The organism is Candidatus Amoebophilus asiaticus 5a2, assembly GCF_000020565.1.
Lineage (GTDB): Bacteria > Bacteroidota > Bacteroidia > Cytophagales > Amoebophilaceae > Amoebophilus > Amoebophilus asiaticus.
The window spans coordinates 282018-297529 of record NC_010830.1 but is presented as its reverse complement, the minus strand read 5'-3'; the positions used below and the strand labels follow the sequence as shown (position 1 = coordinate 297529).

The window sequence follows — 15512 nt, the reverse complement described above, 5'->3', positions numbered from 1 at the left end:
ACAGAGATTATAATCTTAATAGAAATGATAAAAGAAAAAGCTATTAAATAGAGCACACTTCAATTACAGTTTTTCTTCTTTTTCTATAAAATCTAAGATCTCTTTCTTGAGAGTTGTTAAAGTATTCTCATTAGCTAATTTAGCTAGCATACCTAGTAATTTAGTATACTTTTCAAGTAACAAAATATACTTGCTTTCGGCTTTCCAGCGCTCAGCTGTTTCTCTATCAAAAGAACGAATAGGAGTATCTCCCATTAATTCAATTTCTTCCTTCATTTCTGGAAAATCTATTGTAAAGTCATAGTGAATTATATTCCCTACTTCCATAATAAAACGGTAGCCTAGATTTGCATTCTCGAATCTATTATAAAGAGTATTACGGCTTATACCTAATTTCTTAGCTAGACGTGTAATAGAATAACCACTTCTCCGTATAATTTTTTCTATTATTTGGCCTCTATGACTCATAAGAAACAAAACTGGAATTTAAACATCCGAGTATATACTTTCATTAAAATTATTCAATATTACATCTAACTTTAATTTTTTTTGCAAAACATTTATGACTTATATTTTACGTAACTGTAAATTTTTCTTAAATTGCATTCGTTAGATATAATTTAAAATTTACTTAATATGTTATTATAAATATTTATATAATTTTTTGGAAATCTTCTGCTTACTTTTATAAGTTCTATATTAGTACTTATAAAAGTAAGCATTTAGTTGTAAAAATTTGCTTTTTTTTAATAAATTTTTGCAATCAGGTCCTTCTATACACTATTTTATTTCACTGGTTAACATATAAGTTCAAGCTAGTTGTAGGTATTATATAGTCTATATTGGAAGCCACAAGCCAGTATTTATATTTTTTATAGGTTGTCTTAATTCTTCTTTTTGATTCAGCTACTATTTCTAATCTGCTTTAAATTGCCTAAGTAAGTACTAGCTTTACAGCAATTTATAATTGTTACTTAAATACGCTTTAACCTAGTAGGGAAGTGTAGTGGTTGTCTGCTTTTAAAACTAATATGCTTAAAGGACATGGCGTAGATTATATCATACCTGTGGGGATAAGCTTTTACCATAACCCATAATAATATTTTAATACAATATTTAGGCCGTGTCATTAAATAGACCAAATGATAATGGAAGCTAGCTAGATGCCTCCTAGAAAGTTGGCCGCTAGCTTATCATAACGTGTAGCTATAGTTCTATATTGCCTTAAATAACCTAAGTTGCTAGATAAGAAAAGCTTTGTTGATTTGAAAAGCTAGCAAGAACAAGAGTATTTTGATCAGAAAGCCTTGGAAGGTAACAGCATGAATCTTCTTTAAGAAAAGGCCTTTAATGCCACTAATGCTGGTCTCTATCACTTTTCGCATGCGCTCTTTGAGATAAGCCAGAGAAGGCGTATCCTTTCGATGAGCATTAGATTTACGCTGAGAATAAAGCTTAATCCTATCATCAGCCAGCATATCTTCTAGATGGTAGTTAGTATAAGCCGAGTCAGCATAAAGTGCACTACCAGCAGGCATAGAAAAGGGCAGTTGGTGCAATCCTTTTACATCCGCTTGGCTGCCAGCTACTATTGAGAATTCGACCGGAATACTACAATCAGTAGTAATAAGCTGCACTTTAATGCCATAAAAGTAACGGCGCATAGAGGCTTTGTAGCCTCTGTAAGCTTCACTTTGTAATAGTTTACATCTGCTAATACGTATGTTATCGCACACAGGCACAGGAAATGAATCCAATACAAAGTCCTTACAAGTGGCTACTTGCTTGATTAAAGTGCCTATTTCTAAAAAGAGCGAAGTTATCTCTTCTCCTATAGCATGCAAGCGGCGATTGTACCTACTTTTATCGAGCATGTTAGGGATAAGCTTAGTGGAATGCATAAACGATCGAGCTTTGTCAAGATGTCCGCCAAAGTATAAGGCTGAGATGATAGCTGTTGTGAGTACTTCTGCATCCGACAACTTCCTTTTTTTATCTTCTTGATGATGTAAATACTTGAGTAAAGTATCAATAAATGAGTATATTGCTATTGATTTTTCAATCATAATGACCTCCGATTTATTGGTTTAAGACAAAAACAAGATCGGAGGTTTTTTACTCTTTGCCTTATCTATTACTAGCAACTTAGGTTATGTAAGCAAAAAAGTTCTCTATTAAGTGCCTTGCTCTATACAATTGCTTATCATATTTCGGCTTGTCTCTAGCATTTGGTTTGAGTGGTATCACAGCTAAACAATTGTTAGCCTTTAGCTTATCTACAACACGCTCTTTAGCATTATATGCCCTATCGGCCAATAAAATACCAGCATTTACCCTTTCCAGCAAAGCATTGGCTCCTTGCAAATCATGCGTCTTGCCAGCTGTTAAGTGAAAGGCAATGGGCCTACCTTTACCATCAGCAAGTACATGAATTTCGTACTCACCCCCATGCACTACGCCCGATTGCTTGTTGATCATGACTTTTTTTAGCTCCTGCTCTATGTTGATGAGCCCTAACGATGGTAGTATTAATTATATGATAGGCATTATCTCCATCCTTTGATAAGGCTTCGAATACGCTCTCCCATACCCCTTTCTTGCTACATCTTGAATGATGCAAATGGGATGACTCTAAAGCCTCCAAAGCGCTCTGGTAAATCAAGCCAGCATGTACCCGCTCGATAACGATATAACACTCCATCTACAAAAAGCCTGTTATCTTTGGATGTCGGGCCTGCTGTTTCCACTCGCCCAGCTCATAAATCCTTTATCTTCTCCCACTGATGGTCTGTTAATGCACAACGTCGCATAGCAAAATCCTAGTTTTATAGTTAAAAAAGACAAGTTATATTATTTATGGACTTTTTTCTTTATAGAATAGACTCAATTGATAACACACCCTAATAGAATTTATAGTATTGCTTGTGTTTAGATAAGCTGCTAAAACTACTTTAGAGTTAGCTTCAAAAGAAGTTTAATATGTAAGCCATAGTGGAGTAATCAAGTAGTTTATATATGTTATTGTGGGCAGTAGGACTGTAATAGAATTATATGTGTGTATGCTTAAATCTATTATTGGATACACGTTAATTATTGTTGGTAGGCTTAATAAATAGGTCCTTTGTTAAGTTATATATAAGTGAACATTGACCCGTTTAATATATTTAAGGTTATGGGAACATCATATATATAACATGTATAAGTATGGCTTACTGTAATGGTTATTATGGATAATTGTTCTCAGATTACTTTTTAAGATAAGCACATATACATATGGAGTGAATCAGATAACTGTAGTACTGTGGACGTTATAATATTAGATGTTCAGTCCCTTAGTGAAGGTAATAATATTTTGGTGAAAAAAGTGAGGATTTTTTTGCCATTGTTCTTCTATCAATTGCCAAGGAGTTTTGCCCTTGAGTGCCTTAAGTCTACGAGCAAAATTATAAGCTAACAAGAAGTCATTTAAGTGCCGCTCTAACTGCTGATGGCTACTATAATAATAGCTTTGCACAGTAGCCTCTTTGATTGTTCTGTTCATGCGCTCTACCTGGCCATTGGTCCATGGATGTGCCAGCTGCGTTCTTCTGTGAACGATGCCTTCTTGCTCACAAATGCGGTCAAACATATGCTCGAGCGCTAATTCTCCTTCTTTCCTGTTTGTAAATTGTACACCATTATCAGTAAGTATTTTATGTATCTTATAAGGAACAAAAGCTATCAGGTCTTCAAGAAAGCCTACGGCTGCTGACATGGAAGCAAATGCATATAAGCGGGCATAACAAGACTTACTAGTCCTATCTATTGCCACAAACAAATACAGTTTACCCTGGGCGGTCTGCACTTGTGCTATATCTATATGGAAGTAGCCGATAGGATAAGCTTTAAACTGCTTCTTAGCTGCTTTGTTGTTAAGCTTCACTTTCTCTAGCTTAGGGCAGCCGTGTCGCTGAAAGCAGCGATGCAAAGTAGAACGCGATAAGTGAGGTATGGTTTCTTGTAGAGTGTATAGCGAGTCTCCAAGGGTAACCCTGTAAGCTTTCTAAAAGCAATAACAACCTTCTCTTCTTGCTCAGTTAACACCTTAGAACGCTTTACTTTAGGCCCCATAGGCACATCTTGGCAAGAAGTCCTATTTTTCCATTTAGCTATTGTCTTACGATTAACTCCAAAACGCCTAGCAAGGGAAGCTATACTCTGTTTTGATAACTGTATTTCTCTACGAGTTTTCTCTGTTGTCGGGCGCATTTATGTAGTAATTGTCCCATAGTTTTGTGTTTGGTTTTTATCACTAATAATATCCTTGCTAATATAACCATAATTGTTAGGGACCAAACAATTAGACCTCTTGCATAACTCTATTTACAGTTATATAGAATGGGTTTTTATGCAAAGATTCTTGAGGTTATGCAAGAAGCCTATTTTAATAAGGCAGTGTTCTAGTAATAAGGAAAATGTATAGCAAGTAGTCTCAAGTTTCTACAACTGAATAGTAGCCTAGCTTACTGATGGCAAAACAAACAATCGATTATCTATGCTGATTTAACAATAACAAAAATCATAAGCTTATCATATACAATATATACGCATTCGTAAAACCATCTGTAAACAATAGGTTAAAAGTGCCCACTAGGCTTAAAACTCTTTTAGCTAGCTTTAACGTATAGAGTGCTTTCTGTTAATAATGAAGAGATGCAATTTAAGTTGATATAGCTATAAGTGTTTAAATTGAAGCTACATTAACACTATATAGTAGAATTCGCCTTATATAAGTAAGAAAGAGATAAAAGGTTTCTAATAATATCCCCTCAAATTTGCATTCAAGTACAAAAGCTATAAAGTAAAATACCCAGACTGTTTAGCCTGGGTATTTCTGTAAAAAATTATAATATATAAATTGTTACTAGAATTTAAATGTAGCTACAGCTTTTATATGATGAGCATTTTTAAAATTATCATCAAGATTTTTTCTTCCGCCCCATGTATATTCAGCACCGACAGCAGCTCGTTTGGTTATCCAATACTTTGCATGAGCACCAGCATACACGCCCAATTTGTACGCATCTTTCCCATCTTCCCTGTCATTTTTATCTTGATTGAAAGTATAGTTTGCCCCAGCGCATATATTAAAGTGTAAAGCAGGGGACCAACGATGTTCAAAAGATGCGTGTGCACCACCAACCATAATAGTTTTTACTTCGTTATCAGTACCTTTTTTTATATATGCATCAGCTTCCTCTACTTTTCCCATTTCTTTTAAATCATGTACGTAGCTTCCTATCCCTTGTCCAAATAGAATATTAGCAGTTAATATATTAACCTTAGGCCTTAACTTTAGCTTGGTACCAAGATTAGCGCCCCAGCCAAGTAGCAATGGAGTCTTATGATCCTTGCTACCACTATCGTAAAAGCTCATAGGTCTTACAATACCACTAAGTGCTATAGAACCAAAGTTGTCTGAAAAATCATATTGCAAATTAGTACTAGCTGCTGGGAAATTCCTTCTAGATTGAAAGGGTTTAGCTTCAAGCTGGTCTTTAGTCATACCCTTGTATTTATTCGCTTTTTCAGGATATAATGTAACTGTTTTGTTTTCCTCAATACCAATAGCAAATGTAAAGTTATTCTTATATTTATTTTTCCAAGAAGCTTGAATAACTTTAACAGGACCAAATGTTGCTATGTTACAAAAGTTATTTTCTTTTAACCCAAGAGAAAAGTTTTCAGTTTCAAAATATAGTCTATGAATGGATAGACTATCGTTTTTACTTGCTACAAATTCTGCAATACCTTTTGAGAACCTTTCTTCAATATAAAATTTTGTCTCAAATCCTATTTTTAAAGACGCATCATACATAAGAGCATTAGATAATTTTTTCTGGTTGCTCGTCATAGGAATTAAAGAGGGTGTAAAACTACTATATTCCTCTGAGTACTTTTGTTGAATGTTGTGGGATGCTTCAATGTTTGCATGCCCATAAATTCTAATTGGCTCTTCTTTTTTTACCTTTTCAGCATTGACTTGTGCATAGCTGTTGAATGTAGCTGACCCAAATGTTAAACTAACTAGGGCCAGAATCCATAAATATTTATTTCTATTTTCCATAAATGTATTTTTTTTATTAAAAGAATAAATAGTTAAATCTCTCTAATTGTGATATAAAAACGTTTAACCTTACACCAATTTACCTTGTTGTTAACAAGGACACACCAATTAAGTATATTTCTGCCTAAAAACAAACTAAATTTCAAAAAATGTAAGCCAAAGCCTAATAAATTTTATTTCCACAAGGCTTTATTCTAGTTAGATAAAATATTTATAAGCTGATCAAACGTATAGAATGCTTGATCACCTGTACTCATATCTTTTAGTGTAAACTTAGAAGCTTGTCTCTCTTCCTCGCCAATAATTAACACAAAAGGTATATCCTTTTTATTAGCATACATAAGTTGCTTTTTTAGTTTTACCTTTTCTGGATATAGCTCAGCTGGTATATCATGATTTCTTAGCCGTGTTATAATATCTAATGCTACCTTAACAGATTCTTCATCCAAGTTAGTTACCATAACTTTTGTATTAAAGTAAGCTTGTTGAGGAAATAAATTTAACTGTTCCATTGCTACGTATAGCCTATCTACTCCAAAAGAAAAGCCTACACCTGTTAGGCTAGATACGCCAAAGTGTTCAGCAAGGTTATCATATCTCCCTCCTCCTGCTATACTACCTATATTGATAGTTGGTAATTTTACTTCAAAAACAGCACCTGTATAATAAGCAAGTCCTCTAGCAAGACTAGGCTCAAAACTAATAGGTACTTGAGTCATGCCTAGCGCCTCTAAATACTGAAGTATTTCTTTAAGTTCTTGTAAACCCTTGCTACCAACTTTATCATGTGCTAAGTGGTTGCTAAGAATATCTAATTTTGCATTATTGTCACCTTGAAGATCAAAAATAAAATCAAATTTTTCTAACCCAGCTTCAGAAAATCCTTTTGATAATAGTTCTGTAATTACTTTATCCTTTCCAACCTTATCTAATTTGTCTACAATAGTACAAAATTCATTTACACGCTCCAGCTCTCCAATTTGTGAAGCAATTCCATTAAGAATAGATCTGTGGTTTAAATGTATAATAAAATCATTGATACCCAATCTTTGCAAAACCTCATAAGCCATAGCCAGAATTTCTGCCTCAACTATTAGTGATGGGGTACCCACTACGTCTGCATCACATTGGTAAAATTCCCTATATCTTCCCTTTTGCGGGCGATCCGCTCGCCATACTGGCTGTATCTGATAACGCCTAAAAGGCAAAGTAAGCTCGTGATAATGGGTAGCCACATAGCGCATTAAAGGAACGGTTAAATCATAACGAAGTCCCTTTTCTGAAATCTTAGGAAGTACCTCTTTGTAGTTTTGGTCTATTAATAAAGCTTGGGGGGTATCTCCTAAAAAATTCCCTGAATTCAGTACTCTAAATACTAACTGTTCTCCCTCTTGTCCATACTGTCCAAATAACGTAGATACATATTCTAAGGCAGGAGTTTCTAAAGGTGAAAATCCATATTTTTGGTAAACCTGCCTAATTGTATCAAATATATAGCTTCGTTGTGCAACTTGTAAGGCATTGAAATCACGTGTGCCTTTAACTAATTGAGGTGTTTGTCTTTCCTGCATGGAGTAACTCAACTGATAAAAAGGTTAGAATTAAATTGTAAATAATCTATTTTATAGCAAATATATATTGAAGCTTGCATAATGCTGCTTGGCCCAGTGTATTAGTTTAGAAAAGCCTAAGTTAGAAATAATTATGAGATGTGTTGCTTTGTTTGAAACCGGGCACGAGGACAGTTGTATTGTCTATATTAAACAATAGCATATACCATTATACATAGCTTAAATAATTGTATATGTATAGTGTGCTGAGCTGTTATTTAGAAATAGGTCAATAAAGACCAAACATGTAAGCATATTTTTGGTAGGCTACGAGCCTATGAACTTTGAGATAAATTCTATTTAAGAACGTAAACCTACCAATTGCCTAGGGCGGAGAATAAAAATTTCGCTAGCTAAATTATCTTAATTTTAAGGTTACTAAAGAAAGAATAGCAAGTACTATACCAACGATCCAAAAGCGTGTGACAATTTTAGATTCGTGAAAACCTAACTTTTGGAAATGATGATGCAAGGGAGCCATCTTAAACATTCTTTTACCTATTCCATATCTATATTTAGTGTATTTGAAATAGCCAACTTGTATAATAACAGATAAAGTTTCTATAAAGAATATACCACAAAGCAATGGAATCATCAACTCTTTTCGAATAACAATAGCCAGTACAGCAATAACACTTCCTATGGCTAAGCTACCTGTATCTCCCATAAAGATTTGAGCAGGGTATGTATTATACCATAAAAAGCCCACACAAGCGCCCACAAACGCTGTACAGAAAATAGCTAGCTCGGCTAAATTAGGAATATACATGATGTTTAAATACCTAGAAAAAATAACATTTCCTGAAACATATGCTAAAATAGCCAAGGTAGTGCCTATAATAGCAGAAGTACCTGCTGTTAAGCCATCTAACCCATCAGTTAGATTAGCCCCATTAGAAACAGCAGCTATAATAAATATCATAAATAGTACATAAACAATCCACATGTACTTGCTATCTAGCCAAGGAATAAGCTTGCTATAATCTAACTCATTATTTTTCAAGAAAGGTATGGTTGTCTTAACAGTTTTCACATCCTTATAGTCATTAATAGTTACTTGTCCATTTTCTATTACAGTAATATTGGAACCAAATTCTCTAATTACCACATCATCTCTAAAAATAAGAGTAATACCTACAATTACGCCTAAAGCCACTTGGCCAACAATTTTAAATTTTCCTGCTAGTCCTTTTTTATCACGTTTAAAAACCTTTATATAATCGTCTATGAACCCTATTAGCCCCATCCATATAATGGATATTAGTAGCAACATGATATAAACATTTTTTAGTTTAGCAAAGAGTAAGGTAGGCACTACAGTAGCTGCTATAATAATAATCCCCCCCATGGTAGGGATATGTGCTTTTTCCGATTGTCCGGCTAAATCAAGCTCACGTATTCCTTCTTTAATCTGTGCTGTTTTAAAAAAAATAATGAGGCGTTTTCCTAAAAAAATGCTAATACACAAAGAAAGTATAGCTGCACTGGCCGCTCGAAAGGAAATATATTTAAACACACCTATACCAGGTATGTGAGAAAATCTATCTATATATTTAAAGAAATAGTAGAGCATTGATGTAAGAACTTAGTTGTTGATATTAGGCATGGTTTTAAAAATAATTTCTTTATTTTGCGAAGGTAAGATTTTAACTCGAAAACTTATAAAAACTTAAATGATATTTGGTTACTTGTAAAAATTAGAGCTTTGTAACTTGGAGGGTTGTCATAAATTAGATATATTATTATTTAGATATATTATTATTAAGAATAAGTAAATACATGATTTAAGTTAAAAAGGGTGTTTTGCAATCTACATAAAATTACAGTTGCTTATTAAAAAGTGGGTGCTGTAGAATCATTAAAATAATTGAAGCTTTATCAAAACATGAAATCATCCAAAAAAATTTTAGACCTACCTTGTTATTATTTTTTTATATTATTCCTGCTTATAATGCCTTTAGTGCAAGGCTGCTCTCTGTTTGGAGCAGGCCGGGATGATAATGGTGAATTTAAATCTGCTACTAGAGGCTCATGGGTAATGCAGGCTCCAACTGGTATGGTGCTTATTCCAACAGGTGCATTTATGATGGGAGGAGTGGAGGAAGATATTTTTAAGCGAGCAAATCCTAATAGAAGAGTGTCAGTTAGTTCATTCTTTATGGATGAAACAGAAGTTACCAATAATGAGTATCGCTATTTTTTGACCAAGGTAAAAGAAAGGTTTGATTATTTTAAAAATAACCCTAGTATAGGCGAAAATACAGGAACTACGATTGATGATGGTCAAACAACCGACCCATTAGATCAGAAGCTTACCGATGAATTTATTAAGGATGTATTAACTCCAAATATGGATGTCTGGCGTACTGATTTTACTAATCATATGGCAGATAGAATATTGGAGGGATATTTTGAGTTACGTGGCTATGATAATTATCCAGTAGTAGGAGTGTCTTGGGAAGCTGCTAGCTACTTTGCTGCTTGGCGTACAAAATATTTTAATGAAAATAAAGAGAAGAAAGGATTAGAAAAATATCCTAGCTTCAGCCTACCAAGTGCTGCCCAATGGGAATATGCAGCTCGTGGTGGCAAAGAATTAGCCAAGTATCCTTGGGGTGGTCCTTATATTCGTGATGCTGAAGGAAATTTAAGAGCTAACTTTAAATCAGGTCAAGGTAATTACAGTGAGTGTGGCTATACCTATACGTCTCCTGTTACTGCTTTCTCTCCTAATGACTATGGTCTATATGACATGGCAGGCAACGTAGCAGAATGGACATTGGATGCATATAACCCTGCTGCTGTTGCGCTAACTTGGGACTCAGATCCACTTTATCTAGATGATGAACAACCTATGAAAATTATAAAAGGAGGCTCTTGGAAAGATATATCACGTTTTCTACAAACAGGAGCTTATGATTATGAACATAAAGATACTGCTAGATCTTATATAGGGTTTAGATGTGTAATCCCTTATATAGGAGGTGCACAGTAGATAGCTTAATAACTTAATGGTTTAAAATTCAAAATATAAATAATTGGAAAATATGGCTAGTGGAAACAATGGTTGGGTACATAAATTTTATACAGTAATAATGCCCAAAATATATGGTATAGGCGCAGCAGTAGTTATAGCTGGGGCTATGTTTAAGCTACTTAACTGGCCAGGGGGTGCATTGATGCTAGGTGTAGGACTTACCACAGAGGCAATCATCTTCTTTTTAAGCTCTTTTGAGCCTACACCAAAAGAAGTTGATTGGACTAAAGTTTACCCAGAGCTCGACGAGAATTATGTGGGTTCTCCTAGTGTGTCTAATAGAGGTCAGCATCAACCCATTGATTCAATTAGCGATAAGTTAGAAGATATGTTTGCTAAAGCTAAAATAGATGGTGCTTTATTGGAAAGATTAGGACAGGGTATGCAGCATTTAGTAGCATCAGCTACACATATAGCAGACCTAACGCATGCTGCACAAGCTACAGAAAAGTATACTGTGAATTTAGAAAAAGCATCCAATGCGCTAGAAAGCATGTATATATCACAATCTAATGTGCTTAATGCTATGCAAAAACTAGATGGACTAGCAGAAAATGCACATAATTTCCATCAAGGTCTGCAAGGGCTTACAGAAATATTAAATAAAGCAAATGTGGCTTATAATACAGAGCTTCAAGAAATTCATCAAAGGCTTGAAGGCACAAAAGCCATATATGTTAATGTGGCTAATTCTATGAATCAGTTACAAGAGGCAAGTAGCGAGACAGAAAACTTTAGATTAGAACTTTCAAAGTTAAATGATAAGCTAGCATCTCTTAATAATGTATATGGTAATATGTTGATGGCACTCAAAAGCTAAAAGATATTTGTCTCAAAAAAGAAACCTAAATTTATGTCAGGAGAAAAACTGAGTGCAAGGCAAAAGATGATAGGTATGATGTACCTAGTACTGACTGCCTTGTTAGCCCTACAGGTAAGTAGTAGTGTGTTGGATAAGTTTGTTTTGATTAATAGAAGCTTAGAAAAAAGCATTCATAAGCAAGAATCTGAAAATACCACCCGTATTAGGCATATTAAAACTGCTGTAGAAGAAACTGGTAATAGACCTAAGGATGTAGAAGTATTGGATAAAGCATTAGCTATAAGAAAGGAAACTGATAAGGTTATTACTTATATAAATAAACTAAAAGATGATCTAATAGACTTAACAGGAGGTAAAGATCCACAAACAGGCCGCCCTAAGGGTGTTAAAGATGATTCTGGTGTGGCACAACTGATGTGCAACGCAAACAAAGCCGAAGAACTGAAAAATTTGCTCAATGGTTATATGCGATATTTAACTAAAACCATGGGTAAAGAGTATAAAGAGATAGCATTGGATGCTAAGGATAGTGATTTATTTAAAAATGATCCTAACCAGCACAACAAATGTTTTGCAACACTCAATTTTGAAAAAACTCCTTTAGGAGCTGTTCTAGCAACATTAAGTCAATTTGGCACTGATGTTATCTATGCAGAATCTGATGCACTTGAAATACTAGCAGGTAAATTAGGCGCGGATGATGTTAAATTTGATAAAATATTTCCACTTATAAAACCACAGTCTAATATTGTGGCTGCAGGCTCTAAATATGATGCTGAACTACTCCTAGCAGCCTCTTCATCGGTATTTGAGCCAGAAATGTCTATTGATAACAAAAGCATACCGGTTGATTCAGGAATAGGCAAAATAAGTTTTGTGACAACGCCGGGCAAGTATGATCAAAATGGGTTAGCCAGAAAAACTTTTAAAGCTGCTATTAAATTAAAAGTACCAGGAGGGGATTCCACTTTTGTTAAAGAAGTAGAGTATTTTGTGGCCAAGCCAGTTATCCAGGTACAATCTGCAGCAGTATCTGCACTTTATCTTAATGCTGGAAATGAACTTAACATACAAGTGCCAGCATTAGGTATTGCCTACCAGCCTAAATTTACAGCAGAAGGAGCTGCTGTTATACAGGGACAAGGAAAAGGATTGGTTACCCTTATTCCAAATGCACCAGAGGTAAAATTAAATGTTTATAACAATGGTAGTCTTTTAGATACCATAACATTTAAGGTTAGGACAATACCTAAGCCAGACATACAAATTACAGCAGGAGGTAAAGTTATTAATGAGCGGCAAGGTGTACCAGCGCCAGGGCCTAGGAGGCTAGAAATAAGAGCACTTGCTGACGAAAGCTTTAAAGTTTTCCTACCTAAAGATGCTCGTTATAGGGTAGCAGAATGGGAGGTTACATTAGCACGAGGTAGTCGTCCTATTCAAACTAAAAAGGTCACTACCCAGGAAGTGAGCTTAAGTGATTTTGCTTCCTTAGCACAACCAGGTGATAGAATAGTTATAGAAGTGAAAAAAGTAGAAAGATTGAATTATAAAGATGAAATTGAAACAGTGAATGTAGGTACTGTTGTTCATAATATCCCAATTAACTAAATTAATGTCAATTATGAAGAAGTTGTTTTCTAGATTGCCAATAACACTAATAGGTGTCATTTGCTTGCATACTAGCCTTTCAGTGGTATTTGCTCAAACAAACAATAGTGAAGAAAGAAGTACACTTTCTGATAATCCAACTCTACAAACTAAGGTAGATGAAGTTCAGACACAGGAAGATAATCCCTATCTTCAATATAATGAGAACTCTGTTATCCCTATTTCAGAAGCTGATATCCTATTTAGGAGGCGAATTTGGAGAGAGATTTACCTGAAAGAGCGTAAGAATAAGCCTTTTTTTGCACGTAATAGAGAAATTACTAAGTTTATTATACAAGGTGTAAAAGAAGGTATCCTTATTCCTTATAAGGATGAATCATTAAATGAGAAGATGACCAAGGAACAATTCTTAGAAAACTTAAGCCTTCCTAAAGAAGAAGATTTATCTGCACAAGAAAAAGCCTTGGGCTTTACAGAAGATAATGGTTGGGGAGATAAGAAAGCACCAGCTGATAAAAAAGCTGTCAAGGATAAACATGTAGATGAATTTTTGCCCAATGAAATAACTACTCTTGAGCTTATGGAAGATATTATATTCCATAAAAGAGAATCTACTTTTATATATGATATACAAACTATCAAGCTTATTATCCCTGCAGAAAAATTTCCTACAGGTCTTCGAAAAACTGTAGGTACATTTAAGTATAAGGATTTAGCTGCTTACTTTGATAGTAAGCCCAAAGAGGCCCTATGGGTTAATGTAAAAAACAATGCTGGCAATAAGAAACTAACTGATGCTATACAGTTAAGGTTATTCGATTCTAGAATTGTTAAGGTAGAAGATCCGGATGACCGTACAGTTGAAGATATTTACAGTAAAACACCAAAGGATCACTTATATGCCTCTCAAAAGCTGGAAGAAGATCTTATTGAACTAGAACAGTTTATATGGGAATATTAATATTCTAGTTCTGTTAGGTGTTTTTTTAGTAGCTTAATTACTTGAGGGTTGAGAATCAATCAATATGAATAACTTACAAAGTTATTCATATTGATTATTAGGTGAGGTTAGTAGTAACATTTTTATAAAAGTTATGGGGTGCTATTATATGAAAAATATGTTGACTTCTTAAATTTATAATACTTTTTATAAATGATGTTTAGCAAGTCTCACTATAGATTTAATAGTATAGATATACTCCAACACCAAACATAAAAAAAATTTTGCTGCAGATTTTTATTTAGGTATTTTAAGCAGCATATCCCCCCCTCAAGTTCACAAAAAGACTGACTAAGTAGCTCTAGATATAATGGAGTTAACAATACATGTTCTGTTTTACTAAAAGATGCTTTAACCCTTGTTTTGAGTACAAATATATAATTCCAGACGGTTTGTTAGAGCCTGTTCAAGATCTTTGTTCATTAAGTTAATATTTATTAGATTAGAGAGGAAACTAGTCAATAACTTGATAAAAAAGGGACTTATCTATGACTCAAGAGTATTCTACTAATATTAATAGAGAACAATTTGAAGTTATACGCCCTATTTTGGAAGCAGCCCGAAAAAAGACTAAACCTCGCCAGGTAGATTTATATGAGGTATTCTCTGGATTACTGTATCTGCTCAAGACAGGCTGCCAATGGAGAATGTTGCCTAAAGATTTTCCTAAATGGCGTACGGTACATGCTTATTTTCAGATATGGAGTGAAAAGCAAGAAAATGGCATAAGCTTTCTAGAAGAAGCATTAAAAAAATATGGTTGCTCGTCTGAGGAAGCAAGCAGGTAAAGCAGCCCAAACGAGCCTGATTATAGTAGATGCGCAAAGCATAAAGAATACAGATACAGCCAAAGAGAAAGGCTATGATGGAGCTAAAAAGATAAACGGGATCAAGCGCCACATAGCCGTAGACAGCCAAGGCTTACCGCATGGGATATATGTTACACGGGCTAGTGAAACAGATAGAGATGGAGCAGTAACTATGCTTAAAGATCACAAAGAGCAATTAGCTAAGGTAAAGAAGGTGCTCGTAGATGGAGGCTATAGTGGAGAAGTGTTTGCCAACCAAGTAAAAGAAGTCCTTCAGGGAGCGGAAGTAGAAGTAGCTAAAAGGAGCGAATTGCATCGATTTAAGGTAATACCTAAGCGATGGATAGTGGAGCGAAGTTTTGGCTGGCTGGAAAAATGCCGACGCCTATGGAAAAACTGTGAGAGAAGATTAACTACAAGCTTACAAATGGTGGTGCTTGCTTTTCTAAGAATATGCCTACAAAGATTATGAACAGACTCTAAGATTCTAAAGTAAATTAGCTGCTTTTACCCACC

10 protein-coding genes and 2 pseudogenes are annotated in these 15512 nt (G+C 34.7%); 5 read left to right on the top strand and 7 right to left on the bottom strand.

Annotation, left to right across the window (positions count from 1 at the left end):
- Positions 1-63 precede the first annotated feature (63 nt).
- The 7 genes and pseudogenes from AASI_RS07505 to mraY all read right to left on the bottom strand — a co-directional run bounded on the left by AASI_RS07505 (position 64) and on the right by mraY (position 9289).
- On the bottom strand, positions 64-468 hold the full coding sequence (locus tag AASI_RS07505; protein ID WP_012472463.1) for a helix-turn-helix domain-containing protein: 405 nt from the start codon (positions 466-468) through the stop codon (positions 64-66).
- 773 nt (positions 469-1241) lie between these two features.
- The gene (locus AASI_RS01295) at positions 1242-2066 is read right to left on the bottom strand and encodes an IS982-like element ISCaa5 family transposase (RefSeq protein WP_012472462.1); all 825 of its coding nucleotides are present in this window, start codon (positions 2064-2066) and stop codon (positions 1242-1244) included.
- An 85-nt stretch (positions 2067-2151) separates the two neighbouring features.
- Positions 2152-2810: pseudogene (locus AASI_RS09025) on the bottom strand (IS5 family transposase); the annotation flags it as partial.
- 506 nt (positions 2811-3316) lie between these two features.
- Positions 3317-4268 (bottom strand): annotated as a pseudogene (locus AASI_RS01280) (IS481 family transposase).
- 635 nt (positions 4269-4903) lie between these two features.
- Entirely contained in the window at positions 4904-6106 is a 1203-nt protein-coding gene (locus AASI_RS01275; RefSeq protein WP_012472460.1) for a hypothetical protein, read from the bottom strand.
- A gap of 194 nt (positions 6107-6300) precedes the next feature.
- Entirely contained in the window at positions 6301-7677 is a 1377-nt protein-coding gene (gene hisS, locus AASI_RS01270) for a histidine--tRNA ligase (RefSeq protein ID WP_012472459.1), read from the bottom strand.
- Between the two features lie 397 nt (positions 7678-8074).
- Complete coding sequence (mraY, locus tag AASI_RS01265) at positions 8075-9289, bottom strand: phospho-N-acetylmuramoyl-pentapeptide-transferase (RefSeq protein ID WP_012472458.1); 1215 nt, start codon at positions 9287-9289, stop codon at positions 8075-8077.
- 312 nt (positions 9290-9601) lie between these two features.
- On the opposite strand from mraY, the gene porK reads away from it, so the two are divergent.
- The 5 genes from porK (at position 9602) to AASI_RS01235 (ending at position 15468) form a co-directional block, all read left to right on the top strand.
- Positions 9602-10711, top strand: coding sequence for a T9SS ring complex lipoprotein PorK/GldK (porK, locus tag AASI_RS01260; protein WP_012472457.1), 1110 nt, complete (start codon positions 9602-9604; stop codon positions 10709-10711).
- Positions 10712-10763: 52 nt separating this feature from the next.
- Positions 10764-11573, top strand: coding sequence for a type IX secretion system motor protein PorL/GldL (gene porL, locus AASI_RS01255; RefSeq protein WP_012472456.1), 810 nt, complete (start codon positions 10764-10766; stop codon positions 11571-11573).
- A 33-nt stretch (positions 11574-11606) separates the two neighbouring features.
- Positions 11607-13187: a type IX secretion system motor protein PorM/GldM gene (gene porM / locus AASI_RS01250; RefSeq protein ID WP_012472455.1), complete on the top strand. Its 1581-nt coding sequence runs from the start codon at positions 11607-11609 to the stop codon at positions 13185-13187.
- A 4-nt stretch (positions 13188-13191) separates the two neighbouring features.
- Entirely contained in the window at positions 13192-14148 is a 957-nt protein-coding gene (gene porN, locus AASI_RS01245; RefSeq protein WP_238541596.1) for a type IX secretion system ring subunit PorN/GldN, read from the top strand.
- A 527-nt stretch (positions 14149-14675) separates the two neighbouring features.
- Positions 14676-15468, top strand: a protein-coding gene (locus tag AASI_RS01235; RefSeq protein WP_148204910.1) for an IS5-like element ISCaa8 family transposase whose coding sequence is annotated in 2 segments (ribosomal slippage) — positions 14676-14936 and positions 14938-15468 — 792 coding nt in all. Because the reading frame shifts where the segments join, the coding sequence is not laid out codon by codon here.
- Positions 15469-15512 lie beyond the last annotated feature (44 nt).